This is a genomic window from Streptomyces sp. ISL-12 (assembly GCF_018614415.1).
GTDB lineage: Bacteria > Actinomycetota > Actinomycetes > Streptomycetales > Streptomycetaceae > Streptomyces.
The window spans coordinates 1-17,913 of the sequence record NZ_JAGGOO010000104.1 but is presented as its reverse complement, the minus strand read 5'-3'; the positions used below and the strand labels follow the sequence as shown (position 1 = coordinate 17,913).

At 70.2% G+C, this 17,913-nt stretch carries 17 protein-coding genes; 2 read left to right on the top strand and 15 right to left on the bottom strand.

Features of this window, described 5'->3' with window-relative positions:
• Positions 1 to 25: 25 nt before the first annotated feature.
• From J7I94_RS26445 to J7I94_RS26420, 6 genes are all read right to left on the bottom strand, one after another.
• Positions 26 to 1,084: a YafY family protein gene (locus J7I94_RS26445; RefSeq protein WP_215170761.1), complete on the bottom strand. Its 1,059-nt coding sequence runs from the start codon at positions 1,082 to 1,084 to the stop codon at positions 26 to 28.
• 18 nt (positions 1,085 to 1,102) lie between these two features.
• Positions 1,103 to 2,080, bottom strand: a complete 978-nt coding sequence (locus J7I94_RS26440; protein WP_215170759.1) for a YafY family protein — start codon at positions 2,078 to 2,080, stop codon at positions 1,103 to 1,105.
• 154 nt (positions 2,081 to 2,234) lie between these two features.
• Positions 2,235 to 2,606 carry an FKBP-type peptidyl-prolyl cis-trans isomerase gene (locus J7I94_RS26435; protein ID WP_215170757.1) on the bottom strand — a complete coding sequence of 124 codons (372 nt, stop codon included), beginning with the start codon at positions 2,604 to 2,606 and terminating at the stop codon, positions 2,235 to 2,237.
• Positions 2,607 to 2,666: 60 nt separating this feature from the next.
• Complete coding sequence (locus J7I94_RS26430; RefSeq protein ID WP_215170755.1) at positions 2,667 to 3,662, bottom strand: FKBP-type peptidyl-prolyl cis-trans isomerase; 996 nt, start codon at positions 3,660 to 3,662, stop codon at positions 2,667 to 2,669.
• A 123-nt stretch (positions 3,663 to 3,785) separates the two neighbouring features.
• Positions 3,786 to 5,147: a Pup--protein ligase gene (gene pafA / locus J7I94_RS26425; protein ID WP_215170754.1), complete on the bottom strand. Its 1,362-nt coding sequence runs from the start codon at positions 5,145 to 5,147 to the stop codon at positions 3,786 to 3,788.
• Positions 5,148 to 5,156: 9 nt separating this feature from the next.
• A complete protein-coding gene (locus J7I94_RS26420; RefSeq protein ID WP_215170752.1) occupies positions 5,157 to 6,416 on the bottom strand; it encodes an MFS transporter in 1,260 nt (419 codons plus the stop codon).
• Positions 6,417 to 6,478: 62 nt separating this feature from the next.
• Here J7I94_RS26420 and J7I94_RS26415 point away from each other — a divergent pair, with 62 nt between their 5' ends.
• Positions 6,479 to 7,531, top strand: a complete 1,053-nt coding sequence (locus J7I94_RS26415) for a LacI family DNA-binding transcriptional regulator (RefSeq protein ID WP_215170750.1) — start codon at positions 6,479 to 6,481, stop codon at positions 7,529 to 7,531.
• Between the two features lie 361 nt (positions 7,532 to 7,892).
• Here J7I94_RS26415 and prcA read toward each other — a convergent pair whose 3' ends face one another.
• The 6 genes from prcA to arc form a co-directional block, all read right to left on the bottom strand.
• A complete protein-coding gene (gene prcA / locus J7I94_RS26410) occupies positions 7,893 to 8,636 on the bottom strand; it encodes a proteasome subunit alpha (RefSeq protein WP_215170749.1) in 744 nt (247 codons plus the stop codon).
• 65 nt (positions 8,637 to 8,701) lie between these two features.
• Positions 8,702 to 9,547, bottom strand: a complete 846-nt coding sequence (prcB, locus tag J7I94_RS26405) for a proteasome subunit beta (protein ID WP_215170747.1) — start codon at positions 9,545 to 9,547, stop codon at positions 8,702 to 8,704.
• A complete protein-coding gene (locus J7I94_RS26400) occupies positions 9,499 to 10,092 on the bottom strand; it encodes an endonuclease VII domain-containing protein (protein ID WP_251075778.1) in 594 nt (197 codons plus the stop codon). Before J7I94_RS26400 ends, prcB begins: the two co-directional genes overlap by 49 nt.
• A gap of 31 nt (positions 10,093 to 10,123) precedes the next feature.
• Complete coding sequence (locus J7I94_RS26395) at positions 10,124 to 10,342, bottom strand: ubiquitin-like protein Pup (RefSeq protein ID WP_016325855.1); 219 nt, start codon at positions 10,340 to 10,342, stop codon at positions 10,124 to 10,126.
• A 200-nt stretch (positions 10,343 to 10,542) separates the two neighbouring features.
• Positions 10,543 to 12,054 (bottom strand): depupylase/deamidase Dop, encoded by a 1,512-nt coding sequence (gene dop / locus J7I94_RS26390; RefSeq protein WP_374198418.1) that lies wholly within the window; start codon positions 12,052 to 12,054, stop codon positions 10,543 to 10,545.
• A gap of 237 nt (positions 12,055 to 12,291) precedes the next feature.
• Positions 12,292 to 14,058, bottom strand: coding sequence for a proteasome ATPase (gene arc, locus J7I94_RS26385; protein WP_215170745.1), 1,767 nt, complete (start codon positions 14,056 to 14,058; stop codon positions 12,292 to 12,294).
• A gap of 248 nt (positions 14,059 to 14,306) precedes the next feature.
• Between arc and J7I94_RS26380 the strand changes: the two genes are divergently transcribed.
• Positions 14,307 to 14,606 (top strand): ferredoxin, encoded by a 300-nt coding sequence (locus tag J7I94_RS26380; RefSeq protein WP_215170744.1) that lies wholly within the window; start codon positions 14,307 to 14,309, stop codon positions 14,604 to 14,606.
• Between the two features lie 73 nt (positions 14,607 to 14,679).
• Here J7I94_RS26380 and J7I94_RS26375 read toward each other — a convergent pair whose 3' ends face one another.
• From J7I94_RS26375 to J7I94_RS26365, 3 genes are all read right to left on the bottom strand, one after another.
• Positions 14,680 to 15,255, bottom strand: a complete 576-nt coding sequence (locus J7I94_RS26375; protein ID WP_215170742.1) for a hypothetical protein — start codon at positions 15,253 to 15,255, stop codon at positions 14,680 to 14,682.
• A gap of 230 nt (positions 15,256 to 15,485) precedes the next feature.
• Positions 15,486 to 16,388 carry a tRNA (adenine-N1)-methyltransferase gene (locus tag J7I94_RS26370; RefSeq protein ID WP_215170740.1) on the bottom strand — a complete coding sequence of 301 codons (903 nt, stop codon included), beginning with the start codon at positions 16,386 to 16,388 and terminating at the stop codon, positions 15,486 to 15,488.
• A 38-nt stretch (positions 16,389 to 16,426) separates the two neighbouring features.
• The coding region (locus tag J7I94_RS26365; protein WP_251075776.1) for a site-2 protease family protein at positions 16,427 to 17,913 on the bottom strand (1,487 nt) is incomplete at its 5' end.

Here is a 17,913-nt window from a genome sequence, read left to right as displayed (position 1 = left end):
CCGATCCCCGCCGACTCGCTCTCGCTCAACGTCCTCGCTCCTGCCCGTCGTGCACCGTATCCGCCGCCCGCTCGGCAGACGGCCCGTACGCGTCGGCCGCCCCGGTCCCGTCGTACGCCGCCAGCGCGTCGCGCGCAGCCTGCCGGGCGCTGTCGGCCAGTTCACTCGGCGTGACGATCCGGCCGTCCCGCCCGAGGCGCAGCGCCAGGCGTCTGAGCGACGCCGGGTCGGGGGTGCGCAGCGTGATGCGCAGGCCGCCGTCCGGGAGCTCCTCGGCGCTGTCGTGCGGGTAGTACTCGGCGACCCAGCGTCCGCCGGGGCCGACCTCCACCACGACCTCGGGGTCCTCGGCGGCCGGCTGCACCAGCGCCTGGGACAGGTCGCGCGGCTCGATCTCGGGCGGCGCGGACGGCTCGTCCAGGATCTTGATCTCGGCGACCCGGTCGAGCCGGAAGGTGCGCCGCGCCTCGGAGCGGCGGCACCACGCCTCCACGTAGGTGTGCCCGACGCTGACCAGGCGGATCGGGTCGATCTCACGCTCGGTCACCTCGTCGCGGGCCGGTGAGTAGTACCGGATCCACAGGCGGCGGCGCTCGGAGATGGCCCGGTCGACGTCGGCGAAGACGCCGCCCTCGGACTCGAAGGTGACCGACAGCCGGGAGCTGGCGCCGGCCGCCTCGCCGGCCGCGGCCTCCACCTTGGCGGTGGCCCGCAGCAGCGCCTGCCGGTCGCTCTCGCGCAGGCCGGGCAGGGTCGCCACCGCGCGGGCGGCGACCAGCAGCGCGGTGGCCTCGTCGGCGGCCAGGCGCAGCGGCTCGGCGGCGTCCGCGCCGAGCGCGGCCGGGTTGTGCCACCAGATGCGCTCGCCGTCGGTGTCGATGTCGAGCAGGTCACCGCCGCGGAAGCTGGTGCCGCACATGGGGAGCACGTCGAGGTCGGAGACCAGCTCGTCCTCGGTGATGCCGAAGGCGCGGGCCACGTCCTCGATCCGGGCGCCGGGGCGCTCGCGCAGATACGTCACCAACGACAGCATCCGCCGGGTCTGGTCGATGGCGTTGACGGGCCTGACCGGTTTGCCTGCCACTGTGTTGTCCGCTCCCCCTCAGCCCTTGGCGACGGCACGCAGCCGGTCCACCACGTCGGCCCGCAGCTCGGCCGGCTCCAGCACCACCACGTCCGGTCCGAACTCCACCAGCCAGGCGTCCAGGCCGTGCCCGTACGGAATCTCCAACTCGTCCCAGCCGTCGCCGAGTTCCCGGACCGCCGTGGCCTTCGCCCGAAGGGGGTATCCGGCGTCCGAACGCAGCCGGATGAGCGCGGAGCGGTCGGCGGTCTCCCCCGCCCAGCTCGCCACGGTCTCGCGGACGGTGACGACGTCCGGCACGGGAGCGGTGAAACGCGCCCCGCGCGAGCGGACCTTGCCGGTGATCCGCGACAGCCGGAAGACCCGCTCGGCGCCGCGGTCCCGGTCGAAGCCCGCCAGGTACCAGTGGCCGCGCCAGCACTCCAGCGCCCACGGCTCGACGTGCCGGGTCTCGGGGCGGGCGGCGGTGGCCTTGCGGTAGTCGAAGACGACCGGACGGCGGTCCCGGCAGGCCAGCATCAGCGGCTCGAACGCGGCCTCGTGCACGGGGATGCGCGGCTCCAGCGCGCTGTGCGCCTCATAGGGGTCGACGTCCTCGGGCAGCCCGGCGGCGCGCAGCTTCTGCAGGGCGCCGCTGGCCGCGCCGGCCAGCCGGGCCTGCTGCCAGACCTTGGCGGCAAGGCCCAGGGCGGCGGCCTCCTCGGCGTCCAGGGTGATGGCCGGCAGGCGGTTGCTGTCGCGGCGGGCGAGGTAGCCGATCTCGCCGTCCAGGCTCTCCACGGTCTCGATGACGAGCCCCAGCTCGCGCAGGTCGTCCTTGTCCCGCTCGAACATGCGGTTGAAGGCGTCGTCGGAGCCCGGCGTGGTGTGCTCGGGTCCGAACGCCTCGACATAGGCCTCGATGGACTCGCGCAGTTCGCGCTTGCTGAGCGGCCGGCGGGTGCCGAGCAGACACAGCGCCAGGTTCATCAGCCGCTCGGCCTTGGCAATGGCCATCGACGCCCTTCGCCTCCTTGTGATGCCTACGCCGATGACCGTACCGCCCCGCGGTGGCCTGGCAAAAGCCGAGGGCCCATGCCCACACGGGCATGGGCCCCGAGCCGGTCGCGTCCGGTCGGATCCGTACCGATCGGGCCCCGACGAGGTCGGATCAGACGCCGAGCAGGTCGACGACGAAGATCAGCGTCTCGCCGGGCTTGATCAGCGGGGTCGGGCTCTGGTTGCCGTAGGCGAGGTGGGCCGGGATGGTCAGCTGGCGACGGCCGCCGACCTTCATGCCCTGCACGCCCTGGTCCCAGCCCTTGATGACCCGGCCGCCGCCCAGCGGGAAGCGGAACGGGGCGCCGCGGTTCCAGCTGGCGTCGAACTCCTCGCCGGTGGAGAAGGCGACACCCACGTAGTGCACGGTGACCGTCTGGCCCGCCTGCGCAACGGGTCCGTCGCCCTCCCAGATGTCCTTGATCTCGAGGTCCGCCGGGGGCTCGCCGCCGGGGAAGTCGATCTCGGGCTTGTCGATGCTCACGTCTCTAGCTCCTGCTTGTCTGCGGAAAGGCAACGGTCCCAGTGTTTCATCCCCGCCGCGTCAGAGCTTCGCGAGGATGTCGACCGAGAAGACCAGCGTCGAGTCCTTCTTGATGCCGCTGCCCTCCGGGGGGCTGTCGCCGTACCCCAGGTTCGGCGGGACGACGATGAGGACGCGGCTGCCGACCTTCTTGCCGGTCAGCCCCTGCGACCAGCCCTTGACGACCTGCTGGAGGCCGAAGGACGTGAGCTGCCCCCGCTTGTACGTCGAGTCGAACTCCTTGCCCCCGTCCCACAGCACGCCCTTGTACTGCACCAGGACGCTGTCCTCGGCCGCGACCTCGGCACCGTCGCCCTCGATGACGTAGTCCGCCACGAGCTTCTTCGGCGCGTCGGCGTCGGGCACCTCGATGGAAGGCGCCTTGCCGTCGGTGTTGGTGCCCACCTTCGGCAGCGCGGTGTCGTCCTGGGCGACCTCCTCGCCCTTGGCCGACGACTTGGCGTTGTAGCTGTCCTTGAGGTCGAAGACGAACACCAGGGTGTCGTCCTTCTTCACCCCGAGCTGCTCGTTGCCCTGGTCGCCGTAGGCCCAGTCCGGCGGGACGGCGAAGAGGACGCGGCTGCCGGTCTTCTTGCCCGTGAGGGCGTACCGCCAGCCGTCGATGACGCTGCCCTGGGCGAGCTGGAAGACCAGCGGGCTCTTGGTGTCGTAGGAGTTGCCGAGCACCTTGGCGGAGGACCAGATCTGGCCCAGGTAGTCCGCGACCACGAAGTCGTTCTCGGCGACCGTCTTGCCGCTGCCCGCGACGGCCGTCTTGACCGCGAGCTGCCCGGACGGGTCGCCGCTGCCCTTGGCGACCGTCGGCTTCTCGCCGAACTCCGTACCCGCCGTGATCGCCGGCAGCGGACCGTCGACGATCTTCGGGGCCGGTGCCGCCGACGTGGCCGACGCCGAGGGCGTCTCACCGGCGTCGTCCGCTTCGCCCCCGTCGTCGCCGCACGCGGCGAGGGTGGTCAGTCCAACGGGTACGGCGATGAGAAGTGAGCGTCGGCGCACGGTGAGGGCCTCGTAATCGGTCGATCATGGTTGATGGCGTGCGCGCAACTCTACGGCGTGAGAAGGGCGCCGTACGGGAAACGTACGGCGCCCGTGTGGCGTTCCGACCATGTATTCGGAGCGCTACATGCCCGCGATCAGCTTCTCCACCCGGTCGTCGACGGAACGGAACGGGTCCTTGCACAACACGGTGCGCTGCGCCTGGTCGTTGAGCTTGAGGTGGACCCAGTCGACCGTGAAATCACGGCGCTGTTCCTGGGCCCGCCGGATGAAGTCGCCGCGCAGCCGGGCCCGAGTCGTCTGCGGGGGAACGGACTTGCCCTCGAAGATCTTCAAGTCGTTGCAGACCCGAGTGGCCTGGCCCTTCTTCTCCAGCAGGTAGTACAGGCCGCGACGGCGGTGGATGTCGTGGTAGGCGAGGTCTATCTGCGCGACCCGCGGATGCGACATGGTCATGTTGTGCTTGGCCCGGTACCGCTCGATGAGCTTGTACTTCATCACCCAGTCGATCTCGGTGTCGATGCGGTCGAGGTCCTCGGTCTCGATCGCGTCCAGGGTGCGGCCCCACAGCTCCAGGACCCGCTCGACGGTCCCGGTGCGGATACCGCGCCGCTCGCAGAAGTCCACGGCCTTCTCGTAGTACTCCCGCTGCACCTCCAGCGCGGACGCCTCCCGGCCGCTGGCCAGGCGCACCTTCCGCCGTCCGGTGATGTCGTGGCTGACCTCGCGGATCGCCCGGATGGGGTTCTCCAGGGTCAGGTCCCGCATCACCGTGCCGGCCTCGATCATGCGCAGCACCAGGTCGGTGGCGCCGACCTTGAGCAGCATGGTCGTCTCCGACATGTTCGAGTCGCCCACGATGACGTGCAGCCGGCGGTAGCGCTCGGCGTCGGCGTGCGGCTCGTCGCGGGTGTTGATGATCGGCCGGGACCTGGTCGTCGCCGAGGAGACGCCCTCCCAGATGTGCTCGGCGCGCTGGCTGACGCAGTACACGGCCCCGCGCGGCGTCTGCAGCACCTTGCCCGCGCCGCACAGCAGCTGCCTCGTCACCAGGAACGGGATGAGGATGTCCGCGAGCCGGGAGAACTCCCCGTGCCGGGCCACCAGGTAGTTCTCGTGACAGCCGTAGGAGTTGCCCGCCGAATCGGTGTTGTTCTTGAAGAGGTAGACGTCGCCCGCGATTCCCTCCTCGTGCAGGCGTCGTTCGGCGTCCACCAGGAGTCCCTCGAGAATGCGCTCGCCCGCCTTGTCATGCGTGACGAGCTCGGTGACGTTGTCACATTCGGGTGTCGCGTATTCCGGATGCGACCCGACATCGAGATAGAGGCGGGCGCCGTTGCGCAGAAACACATTGCTGCTGCGGCCCCATGACACGACACGGCGGAAGAGGTACCGCGCCACCTCGTCAGGCGACAGGCGGCGCTGTCCCCTGAACGTGCACGTGACGCCGTACTCGTTCTCCAGCCCGAAAATGCGGCGGTCCATGACTGAACATTACGCCCGATCCCCTGAACTGAAACGGGGTTCGACGGCACGGTTTGGATCATTTTCCGATGAAGCCGCAACCACCGCCTGCCCGGCGGGAACTGCGAGGACCCGCCCGGTCACCGTCAGCACCAGCAGGGAGACCGCCCCCGCGGCACCCGGCAGGGCGAAGCCCCACAGCGCCCCGCCCGCCTCGACGACCGGCCCGGCGAGCCCCGTGCCGACCGACGCGCCCACGGTGAACGTCGTCACCAGCCAGGAGAACGCCTCGGTGACGGTACCCCGGGGAGCGTGCCGGTCGACGAGCACGAAAGCACAGGCGATGGCCGGCGCCAGGAAGACTCCGGCCACCACGGTGAGCAGCACCATGCCGACCGCGCCCGGCATCGACATCAACGGCAGGTAACACACCGCCAGCAGCGCCACCAGCACCCGCAGCCTCCGCGCCGGCTCACCGCCCCACTGCCGTGCCCCGTACACGGCGCCGCCCACCAGCGCCCCGAGCCCCAGCGCGGCCATCAGCCAGCCGTACACGGCGTCACCGCCGTGCTCGTCCGCGTACGACACGGCCGCGACCGTGATCGACCCGAGCGCCATCCCGACGAACAGGAAGGCGGCGAGCAGCGCCAGCAGCCCCGGCGAGCGCAGCGCGCCCAGCCAGTGCGCCGCGCGCGGAGCCGACCGCCACGCGCGCGAGGGCGGCGACACGACGACCGACAGCGCCCCGAGCACCCCGATCACGTTGAGCACGAGCAGCGCGGCCTGCGCCGACCACAGGGACGCGCACAGCGTCACCAGCAGCGGCCCGACGGTGAACATCACCTCCTGGGCCACGGCGTCCATCGCGTACGCCGTGTGCACCTGCCCCTCCTTGCCCAGCACACTGGGCCACAGGGCCCGCAGCCCGCCCTCCAGCGGCGGCGTGAACAGCCCCGCGCCCGCCACCGCCAGATAGGCGACGACGACCGGATCGGTGCCGGCGAAGGCGAAGACGGCCATCGCCAGACCCGACACAACGGCCGCCGGAAGCTGCACCCGCGGCTGCCCGAACAGATCCACGAGCCGCCCCAGCACGGGCTGCCCCACGGCATTGGCGACCCCGTACACGGCCGCGAGCGCCCCCGCCAGGCTGTAGGACCCGCCCTCCGCCCGCACGAACAGCACGATGGCGATCGCCGCGGTGGCGTTGGGCAGCCGCCCCACGAGCGTGCCGACCAGCAGCCGCACGGCATGCCGCGCACGAAGAATCTCCAGATACCCCGCGACCACGACCGACTCCTCTCGTCACCACCGCACGTTTTACGTATAACTAGTGCGCGCCCATACGTACCATGACCGCTGTTCGGGAGTCCAGACGAAGGAGCGGGCCCACGGTGGCACGAGGCAGCACACGTCCGACGAGCCGGGACGTCGCCCGGGTCGCCGGCGTCTCCCAGGCCGCGGTCTCCCTGGTCATGGGGGACAAATGGCGCGGACGCGTCTCGGAGACGACGGCCGAACGCGTACGCCGAGCCGCCCACGACCTCGGCTACCGCCCCAACCTCGCGGCCCGCAACCTGCGCCTCGGCCGCACCCGCACGGTCCTCCTCGTCGTACCGGCCCTGACCACGGAGTTCTTCGCGGGCGTCTACACGGGCGCCGCCCGCGTCGCCGCCGAACACGGCTTCGGAGTCGTCCTCTACCCCTCCCCCGAGGGCATCGGCCCGGCGAGAGACCCGTTCGCCTCCGCCCAGGCGGCCCTGGACGGCGTCATCGCCTCCTCCATGGCCGCCGACGCCCTCACCGCCATCCGCGGCGACCAACTGCCACTCGTGATGCTGGACAGCGACCCGGAGAGCAGCACGGGCACGGCGACAGTCAACCTGGACATCGCCGACGGCGTCCGTCAGGTCGCGGACCACCTGCTGGCCCTGGGCCACCGTCGCTTCCTGCACCTCGCCGCGGACGTGGCCTCCTGGACGTTCGAGGTACGGGCCCGGGAACTGGCGGCACGCCTGGACACCGTCCCCGGCACCGAACTCCGCACGACCCGCGCGCCCATCTCCATCGAGGACGCCCGAACCGCCACGGAGGCGGCCCTCACGGTCCCCGGTCCACGACCCACCGCCCTGGTCTGCGACGACGACAAACTCGCCGCCGGCGCCTACAAGGCGCTGCGCCGCCTGGGCCTGCGCATCCCCGAGGACCTCTCCGTCACCGGCCTGGACGACCTCGCCCTCGCCACGGCGATCGACCCCGAGTTGACGACGGTCCGCCTGGACGCGGAACTCTTCGGCGAACGAGGCATGCGGGCGCTACTGGACGTCCTGGACGGCCGGGCGCCCCAGGGCGGCGACATCCCCGTACAGCTGATCGTCCGAGGCTCGACGGCACCGCCCCGCTGAGCAGCACCGCTGGGCTGGGCGGGGGCCACGACCCGGCCCCGACCGGTTGCCGCCGCGCCCACCCGTGCCGCCCCAGGCGGCACGACTTCCCGCGGTGACGCGGCCCGCGGTGACGCGGCCCGCGCCGCCTGCGATCGCGCGGGGTCGTACCCGCACCCGCGTACGGCGAGAAGGGGCCGGGGCGGGGGGCCGCCCGCAGCGGTTGGCGCGTCGACCCGGGTAAGCCCCGTAGGAGACCGATTCCGCGCCGTTCCGAGGACGGACACCCCCCACCCCGGCCCCGACCACAGACCGCACCGTGGGCGCTACACGCGCCCACACCGAACCCACACAGGCGCCGCAGGCACCCCCCACTCAACCGCTACTGCTGCTCCTCCTCGGCGTCCCCCGCCCCACCAGACGCCGAAGACGCGTCCAGCAGCCTCGACAGCTGCCCCCCCACAATGCGCCGGAACTTCCGCTTCTGCGGCCGCGTACGGTCCAGCACCGCCACTTCCAGCCGCTCCGCCGGAATCTCCCGCTCGCTGCCGTTGGTGTCCCGCGACAGCGCCTGCACCGCCAGCCGCAGCGCCTCCGCCAGCGTCATCCCGTCCCGGTGCCGCTGGTCCAGGTACGAACTGATCTGCTCCGCGTTACCACCGACCGCCACCGACCCGTGCTCATCGACGATCGACCCGTCGTGCGGAAGCCGGTAGATCTGATCGCCCTCGGGCGTCTCCCCGACCTCCGCGACGACCAGCTCCACCTCGTACGGCTTCTCCGCCGCACTCGAGAAGATCGTGCCCAGCGTCTGGGCGTAGACGTTGGCCAGCCCCCGAGCCGTCACATCGTCCCGGTCATAGGTGTAACCCCGCAGGTCGGCATAGCGCACGCCACCGATCCGCAGGTTCTCGTACTCGTTGTACTTGCCGGCGGCCGCGAAACCGATCCGGTCATAGATCTCGCTGAACTTGTGCAGCGCACGGGACGGGTTCTCACCGACGAACACGATGCCGTCGGCATACTGCAGCACGACCAGGCTGCGACCACGGGCGATGCCCTTGCGGGCGTACTCGGCCCGGTCGGCCATGGCCTGCTGGGGTGAGACATAGAACGGCGTCGACACCGGTCAACCGTCCCTTTCTGTCGAAGTCACTGGATCACCTGACAACAAAGCAACCGTGCCCGCCGCTACAGCAGCGCCGCCCGCGGACCGTCGGGCTGCTCCAGCCGCCGCTCCAGCACCGAGCGGGCGATCTCGGAAGACTCGTCCTCGGTCAGCCGGCGGAAGCCGTCCTCGGTGATCACGGTGACGATCGGGAAGATCCGCCGGGCGACATCGGGCCCACCGGTCGCCGAGTCGTCGTCGGCCGCGTCGTACAGCGCCTGCACCACCAGCGTGGTGGCGTCGTCCTCGCTCAGGTCGCCCCGGAAGAGCTTCTTCATCGCGCCGCGCGCGAACACCGACCCCGACCCCGTGGCGGCGAAGTTGTGCTCCTCGGACCGCCCGCCCGTCACGTCGTACGAGAAGATGCGGCCCTTGCCGCGGTCGACGTCGTACCCGGCGAACAGCGGAACCACAGCCAGCCCCTGCATCGCCATGCCGAGGTTGGAACGGATCATCGTCGACAGCCGGTTGGCCTTGCCCTCCAGGGACAGCTGCGCGCCCTCGACCTTCTCGAAGTGCTCCAGTTCCAGCTGGAACAGCTTCACCATCTCCACGGCCAGCCCCGCCGTACCGGCGATGCCCACCGCCGAGTACTCGTCGGCGGGGAACACCTTCTCGATGTCCCGCTGCGCGATGACGTTGCCCATGGTGGCCCGGCGGTCACCGGCGAGCACGACACCGCCGGCGAACGTCACGGCCACGATCGTCGTGCCGTGCGGGGCCTCGATGACACCCTGGGTCGGCGGCAGCTGCCGGTTGCCCGGGAGGATCTCCGGCTGGTGCTCCGACAGGAAGTCCATGAAGGAGGACGATCCAGGCGTCAGGAAGGCAGCTGGTAGACGCCCGGTGCTACGAGTGTTGGCTTCCACGCGATTCCTTCCAAGTAAGCGGCGGCCCGACGGACGGCGTCGGGGTCGTCCCCGAACTTACCGATGGCCGAATTGCAGTTGAAGCACAGTACGCCACGGACCCTACCCGTCTTGTGGCAGTGGTCCACATGGACGGCCGGAGCCTTCAGACAGATCACGCAGAGCCCCATCTGAGAAGCGACCACCGCATCACGCTCGCCCTCGGTGAGGCCGTAGTGACGCTTCAAGCGCCGAGCGCGCCCCTGCGCCGCTTTGCAGGGCTTGCAGAGCGTAGCCAGACCATCGGAGGCGCTACGGTTTCGAGCCCACTCAGCGTGCGGTTTGATCTCACCGCATGTCCGGCAGAGCTTGTGCCCCTCGGGCACGTCCACTCGGGGTCGAACGTTGCGCCCCTTGGCCACCTGGCGTTCCTGGTGATAGGCCGCCGCGCACTCTCGGCAGTAGGCCTGCAACCCGTCACGCATCGCCTTGTTCCGTGCAAACGCTGCCCGCGGCTTGTGCTGCTTGCACTGCGGGCAACGCTTGACAGATTCTTCACTCGACAAAGACCGCCCCCCGTGACCTTCGATTCGAAGGCTACTGACCGCCCTTCTGAACGAATGAGCGAACGAAGTCCTCTGCGTTTTCCTCGAGCACATCATCGATCTCGTCCAGCACCGAGTCGACGTCGTCGCTCAGCTTCTCCTGCCGTTCCTTGAGGTCCTCCGACGCCTGCGCGTCCTGCGCCTGCTCCTCGACCTCCTCGGTGGAACGCGTGGCCTTCTGCTGCCCGCCGCCGGTGTCCTTGGTCGCCATAACCCTCACCCCGCTCGGTTCGCCCGACACAGTTCGCTCGTCAAGATCCGACCCTACAAGCCGGCTCTGACATCGGCCCCGCGGAATACACAACGCGCGGGGACCACCTCGATGATTCCCGGGCCGGGGATTTTCACCCCGGCCCGGCTGACTCCGCCCGGGTACCCACTGCCCAGGATCATGCCCGGAACACGCCCGGTTCATCCGCCGGACAACACCCTGACCAGGTCTTCCGCGGTCCGGCAGCGGTCCAGCAGCTCCTTGACGTGATTACGCGTTCCGCGAAGCGGCTCCAGGGTCGGTACGCGCTGCAGCGAGTCCCGGCCCGGCAGATCGAAGATCACTGAGTCCCAGGAGGCCGCGGCCACGTCGTCCGCGTACTGCTCAAGACAGCGCCCGCGGAAGTAGGCGCGGGTGTCCTCGGGCGGCTTCGTACGGGCCCGCTCGACCTCCCCGTCGTCCAGCAGCCGCTTCATGCGGCCACGGGCCGCCAGGCGGTTGTACAAGCCCTTCTCGGGGCGTACGTCCGCGTACTGGAGGTCGACCAGGTGCAGCCGGGGCGCGTCCCAGTCCACGCCGTCGCGGCGCCGGTAGCCCTCCATGAGTTCCCGCTTGGCGACCCAGTCCAGCTCGCCGGCCAGGCTCATCGGGTCGTTCTCCAGGCGGTTGAGGGTGTCCTCCCAGCGGGTCAGGACGTCCTTGGTCTGGTCGTCCGCGTCGGCCCCGTACCGCTCCTCCACGTACTTGCGGGACAGCTCGAAGTACTCCATCTGGAGCTGCACCGCCGTGAGCGTCCGTCCGCTGCGGAGCGTGACGAGCTGCTTCAGCGAGGGATCGTGCGAGACCTGGTGGAGGGTGCGTACCGGCTGGTCGACCGCCAGGTCCACGGCGATGAAGCCGTCCTCGATCATGGACAGCACCAGGGCGGTCGTGCCCAGTTTCAGGTACGTCGAGATCTCCGACAGGTTCGCGTCACCGATGATCACGTGCAGTCGGCGGTACTTCTCGGCGTCCGCGTGCGGTTCGTCGCGCGTGTTGATGATCGGGCGCTTCAGGGTCGTCTCCAGGCCGACCTCGACCTCGAAGTAGTCCGCGCGCTGGCTCAGCTGGAAGCCGTGCTCGTGGCCGTCCTGGCCGATGCCGACGCGGCCGGCGCCGGTGACGACCTGCCGGGAGACGAAGAACGGCGTCAGGTGGCGCACGATGTCCGAGAAGGCGGTCTCCCGCTTCATCAGGTAGTTCTCGTGCGTGCCGTAGGACGCGCCCTTGTTGTCGGTGTTGTTCTTGTACAGGTGGATCGGCTGGGCCCCGGGCAGCTGGGCGGCCCGCTCGGCCGCCTCGGCCATGATGCGCTCGCCCGCCTTGTCCCAGAGCACGGCATCCCGCGGATTGGTGACCTCGGGCGCGCTGTACTCGGGGTGCGCGTGGTCGACGTAGAGCCGGGCACCGTTGGTGAGGATCACGTTGGCCAGGCCGATGTCCTCGTCGGTGAGCTGGCTGGAGTCGGCGGCCTCCCGGGCGAGGTCGAAGCCTCGCGCGTCCCGCAGCGGGTTCTCCTCCTCGAAGTCCCAGCGGGCCCGGCGGGCCCGGTGCATCGCCGCCGCGTAGGCGTTGACGATCTGGGACGAGGTGAGCATGGCATTGGCGTTGGGGTGACCGGGGACGGAGATGCCGTACTCCGTCTCGATGCCCATTACTCGCCGTACGGTCATGCGGCCCTCCTTGCCCGGCGGTGCCCACGGTCGTGGACGCCGCTCACGTACCGCTGGCGCTCCGGTGCGTGTGCGGTGCCCGTCCCCGCACTGCGCGACTCGGCGGTATGGAAGAGCCTAGAACGCCTTTGCGCTGGTGGGGAGATCATTTGCGTCATTGCCTTGCTCCAGCCGTGGCCCTGGAAAAACAGTCGGCTGCGGGTACCCGCTGAGGGACACCCGCAGCCGTCCGGTTTTTTACAGGTACTGACCGGTGTTCGCCACCGTGTCGATGGAGCGTCCGGTGTCCGCGCCCTGCTTTCCGGTGACGAGCGTACGGATGTACACGATCCGCTCGCCCTTCTTTCCGGAGATCCGGGCCCAGTCGTCCGGGTTGGTGGTGTTGGGCAGGTCCTCGTTCTCCTTGAACTCGTCCACGCAGGCCTGGAGCAGGTGGGAGACGCGCAGGCCCTTCTGGTTCTTCTCCAGGAAGTCCTTGATCGCCATTTTCTTGGCGCGGCCCACGATGTTCTCGATCATGGCGCCGGAATTGAAGTCCTTGAAGTAGAGGACTTCCTTGTCGCCATTGGCGTAGGTGACCTCCAGGAAGCGGTTCTCCTCGGATTCGGCGTACATCTGTTCCACCGCCGTCTGGATCATGCTCTGGACGGTGGCCGCCTTGTCCTTGTCGTGCTCCTTGAGGTCTTCCTCGTGGAGCGGGAGGCGCTCGGTGAGGTACTTGCCGAAGATGTCCTTGGCGGCCTCGGCGTCCGGGCGCTCGATCTTGATCTTCACGTCGAGCCGGCCGGGCCGCAGGATGGCGGGGTCGATCATGTCCTCGCGGTTGGAGGCGCCGATCACGACCACGTTCTGCAGGCCCTCCACGCCGTCGATCTCGGCGAGCAGCTGGGGGACGATGGTGTTCTCCACGTCCGAGCTGACACCGGAGCCGCGGGTGCGGAAGAGGGACTCCATCTCGTCGAAGAAGACGATGACGGGGGTGCCCTCGCTGGCCTTCTCCCGGGCCCGCTGGAAGACCAGGCGGATCTGCCGCTCGGTCTCACCGACGTACTTGTTCAGCAGCTCGGGGCCCTTGATGTTCAGGAAGAAGCTCTTGCCCGCGGCCTGGCCGGTGACCTCGGCGACCTTCTTGGCCAGCGAGTTCGCGACCGCCTTGGCGATGAGCGTCTTGCCGCATCCGGGCGGGCCGTAGAGCAGGACGCCCTTGGGCGGACGCAGCTCGTGCTCCTTGAACAGGTCGGGGTAGAGATACGGGAGCTCGACCGCGTCGCGGATCATCTCGATCTGTCCGCCGAGGCCGCCGATCTGCTCGTAGCCGATGTCGGGGACCTCTTCGAGGACGAGTTCCTCGACCTCGCTCTTGGGGACGACCTCGTAGACGTAGCCGGAGCGGGGTTCGAGCAGGAGGGCGTCGCCGGCGCGGATGGTGATGCCGCGCAGCGGCTCGGCGAGCCGGACCACGCGCTCCTCGTCGGTGTGCCCCAGCACCAGGGCGCGCTCGCCGTCCTCCAGGACTTCCTTGAGGGTGACGATGTCGCCGACGCTCTCGAACTGCATGGCCTCGACCACGTTGAGCGCCTCGTTGAGCATGACTTCCTGGCCGCGGCGCAGGTCGTCCAGCTCCACGCTGGGGCTCACGTTCACCCGGAGCTTGCGGCCCCCGGTGAAGATGTCGGCCGTGCCGTCCTCGTTCGCCTGCAGGAAGACACCGAAGCCGGCCGGCGGCTGCGCCAGCCGGTCGACCTCCTCCTTGAGGGCCACGATCTGGTCGCGGGCCTCGCGGAGTGTATTGGCCAGTCGCTCGTTCTGCGCGGATACGCCGGCCAGATTGGTCTGCAGCTCGACGATCCGCTCTTCGAGGATTCTCGTGTGCCGCGGAGAGTCGGCGAGCTTGCGTCGCAGGACGGCGATCTCCTGCTCAAGATAGGCAATCTGTCCGGTCGGGTCGTCGGACCCGCGTCCCGGGCGGATGCCGCGGTTCATGTCGTCGTCGTGGGCTGCCACGGTCCTCACCTCCTCCAAGGGGAGCTGGACGCTTCCAGACCCTACCTGGGTGGGTGTCGATTGAAACCCCTAGATCACAAAGACGGTCGGGGTGTGTCCGATCTTCACCCTTGCGCTCTCCCTCACGCCAGGGGAATACCCACGGAACACGTCGGGAAAGCAGGCGGCGGTAGGCTCGAAGTGTTCAACACCCGTCAGAGCTGGCCGGATTCCCGCCGCTCGACGCAGAAACGGCAGGAGAGACGATCGTGCAGCAGGAGGCCGGAGTCGCCGGTGAGGCATTGGAGGTCTGGATCGATCAGGACCTGTGTACCGGCGACGGCATCTGTGCCCAGTACGCGCCCGAGGTGTTCGAGCTGGACATCGACGGTCTCGCCTACGTCAAGGGCGCGGACGACGAGCTGCTGCAGGCCGAGGGGGCGACAACACCCGTACCGTTGCCGCTTCTCACGGATGTGGTCGACTCGGCGAAGGAGTGTCCGGGCGAGTGCATCCACGTACGTCGGGTTTCGGACAGGGTCGAGGTCTACGGACCGGACGCAGAGTGACCAAATCGCAACCTATTGCGTACAGTCCGTGACCGATGTCTGATGTCTCACATGGGGACGGCGCGGTTCGCGCTCACACCGAGTGGGCCTTCGCGGGTGTGGAGCGGACGAACGCGCCGTTGTTCCAGCGCCACTTCGCGTCTTCCTCGACGTCCGGGCAGCAACTGGGTACGTCGGCCGACGAGTAGCCGAGGTACGTGGCGAGGACGGCGCCGTCGGTGACGGAGAGGTCGGTGACGGTCCGGCGCTCCTCGGGGTCGATCAGCGTCGCGACCACCCGGGGCTCGCCGTCGCTGCCCGAGGTCAGGACGTAGACGCCGTCGGGCGGGGTGCCCATGGGGGCGTCGCAGTGCACCGCGGCGACCGTCTCCGGGCGGCCGTCGCCGTCCAGGTCGCCGGACGCCTTCTTCTGGACCAGGGCCTTCACCGGGCCGCAGTCCAGGGGGAACGTGACGCTCGCGGGGTCGGGCGGTGCGGCCTTAGTCCGGGCCGGCTCGGCCTTGGGGCTCGCCGCCTGGGCCGCTGTCGCGGCGTCGGGCTGCAGGACCGAGGAGAGGGCCACCACGGCGGCGACGGCGGTTGCGGTGGCGACCCAGTGGATCGGGCGGGTACGCGTGTGTGCCAGTTCCGGGACGGCGGGGTGCTGCACGAGGAGCGTCTCCTGTGAGGGCTGTGCCGGTGGGGTGCCCAGCATCGTGCCACACGTCACAGTGCGGGGGAACGGCGGGGTGGGTACCCGCGTGTGTTCCGGTCACGACCGGTCGTGTGCGGGGCGCGTGATGGTGCCCTGTCAACGTGACGACGCCGTGGTCCAGTTCCCCGGTGCGTGCGGGAACTGGACCACGGCGTCGTCGCGTTGGTACGGGGGACGGGGCCGGGTCAGCGGCCGGTGCCTCCGTCGGCGTTGGGGCCGGTGTAGTCCTCGCCGTAGGCGCCCTTGGCGGGCCGGCGGCGGCGCATGGGCGGTTCCACGCCGTCGGCGAGACGGCGGGCGGTGAGCAGGAAACCGGTGTGGCCGATCATCCGGTGGTCCGGGCGGACGGCCAGGCCCTCGACGTGCCAGTTGCGGATCATGGTCTCCCAGGAGGTCGGCTCGTTGAAGCAGCCGATCTCCCGGATGGACTCCACGGTCCGGGCGAGCTGGGTGGTGGTCGCCACGTAGCAGCACAGGATGCCGCCGGGGACCAGCGCCTTGGAGACGGCCTCCAGGCACTCCCAGGGGGCGAGCATGTCGAGGATGACGCGGTCGACGTCGGTGTCGGACAGGTTGTCCTGGAGGTCGCCGACGGTGAGCTGCCAGGCGGGGTGCGGGCCGCCGAAGTAGCGCTCCACGTTGCCGCGCGCGATGTCGGCGAAGTCCTCGCGGCGCTCGTAGGAGTGCAGCATGCCCTGGTCGCCGATGGCGCGCAGCAGGAAGCTGCTCAGCGAGCCGGAGCCGACTCCGGCTTCCACGACGCGCGCGCCGGGGAAGATGTCGGCGAAGGCGAGGATCTGCCCCGCGTCCTTGGGGTAGACCACGGCGGCGCCGCGGGGCATGGACAGGACGTAGTCGGGGAGCAGGGGGCGCAGCGCGAGGTAGGCGACGTTCCCGGTGGTACGGACAACGCTGCCCTCGGGAGCGCCGATCAGCTCGTCGTGGGGGAAGGAACCCTTGTGGGTGTGGAAGTTCTTCCCGGCCTCGAGCGTGAACGTGTAGTGGCGGCCCTTGGGGTCGGTCAGCTGAACCTGGTCCCCGACCTTGAAGGGCCCGCGCCTGCGGGCGGCACCGGTCGGTTCGGACATGTGACCAGCCTACCGGCGTTTCGGATGCCCACCGACCATCAGGAGGGTCGGGCCATCGCCTTGACGAAGGCGCGCTCCACGTCGGCGGCGGACAGGACGCCGTAGATCTCGCCGGTCTCCTCGGTGACCAGGTACTCGGTGGCGGGGGTGGCGCGCAGGGCGTCGAGGAGTTCCTCGCCGGCCAGCTCGGCCGAGACGCGCATGCCGTCGGTGAGGTCCTGGGCGAGGCCGCTGACCGCGACCCAGGGGCGGCGGTGTTCGGGTACGCCGACGATGGCGGCCTCGCGGACCAGGGAGAGGGGGGCGCCCTCGGCGTCGACGACGACCAGGGCGCGAGCGCCGGCGGCGTTGGCGCGGCGCAGTGCCTCGGAGAGCGGGGTGTCGGTCTCGACGGGGACCGCGCGGCGGGTGAGGTTGCGGGCGCGCAGCTCGGGGAGGTGTTCGCGCAGGCGGGCCATGCGCAGGCTGTTGCCGGCGCCGGTCCAGATGATCGCGGCGAGGATGGCGGCCAGCAGGGCGTCCATGACGGTGTCCATGCCGACGTTGTCCACGGCGTCGGCGCCGAGGGCGCCGGCCTGGGTGAGCAGGGGCAGGCCGATCAGGACGGAGATGGCGAGGGCTCGGCCGACCCAGGCGGCGGCGACGGTGCCGGTCATCGGCTTGCCGGTGATCTTCCACACGACGGCACGGAGCATCCGGCCGCCGTCCAGGGGGAGGCCGGGGAGCAGGTTGAAGGCGGCCACGATGAGGTTGGAGATCATCAGGCCGGCCAGCAGGACGCCGGGGACGGTGCCGGGCTCGACGGGCAGCAGAGCGAGGTAGAAGACGCCGGCGAGGACGAGGGAGAGCAGCGGGCCGACGAAGGCCAGGACGAATTCGCGGCCGGGGGTCTCGGCCTCCTTCTCGATCTCGGAGACGCCGCCGAAGAACTGGAGCTGGATGCGGCGGACCGGGAGCTTGAAGCGGAGGGCGGCGACGGTGTGGGCCAGTTCGTGGACGAGGACGGAGGCGTAGAAGGCGACCGCGAAGAAGAGGGAGACCAGGTAGCGGGCGGCGCCCAGCTCGGGCAGGACGCGGTCGAGCTGGCCGCCGAACACCCAGGTGATCAGCGCGGCGACCAGGAACCAGCTGGGGGCGACGTAGACGGGGACGCCGAACGGGCGGCCCATCAGCAGGCCGCCGCCGGGTTCGCGGGGGCGGCGCGGCGGGCGGTCGGGGCCGCCGCCGTCCGACCGCGTGACCGATCGCGTGTCAGACCTCACGTCCGGTCCCGTGTCCGGCCGCGCGTGCGTGCGCTGGTCCGTGGCACGGGTGCCGGGGGCGCCGGGGCTGTGGGGGGCCGGGGCTGCTGCCGGGGGCTGCTCGGCCGGCGGGTGTGGGGGCCGGGGGGCGGCTGGGGCCTCCGGTGCCGCGGGGTCCGGTGTGCCGCCGGGGGCGGCGGGGCCGTGCCCACGCGTGCCGTCCTGCTCCGTGCCGCCGCCGTGACCGTCCCGGCCCTGTGCTGCCGGGGCCCCCGCGTCGGAGG

What these genes read in the sequence shown, in the direction of transcription:
- J7I94_RS26440 (WP_215170759.1), bottom strand. Translation starts at nt 2,080, where the DNA reads ATGGCCATTGCCAAGGCCGAGCGGCTGATGAACCTGGCGCTGTGTCTG.
- pafA (WP_215170754.1), bottom strand. Translation starts at nt 5,147, where the DNA reads ATGGACCGCCGCATTTTCGGGCTGGAGAACGAGTACGGCGTCACGTGC.
- J7I94_RS26415 (WP_215170750.1), top strand. Translation starts at nt 6,479, where the DNA reads ATGACCGCTGTTCGGGAGTCCAGACGAAGGAGCGGGCCCACGGTGGCA.
- J7I94_RS26395 (WP_016325855.1), bottom strand. Translation starts at nt 10,342, where the DNA reads ATGGCGACCAAGGACACCGGCGGCGGGCAGCAGAAGGCCACGCGTTCC.
- dop (WP_374198418.1), bottom strand. Translation starts at nt 12,054, where the DNA reads ATGACCGTACGGCGAGTAATGGGCATCGAGACGGAGTACGGCATCTCC.
- J7I94_RS26370 (WP_215170740.1), bottom strand. Translation starts at nt 16,388, where the DNA reads ATGTCCGAACCGACCGGTGCCGCCCGCAGGCGCGGGCCCTTCAAGGTC.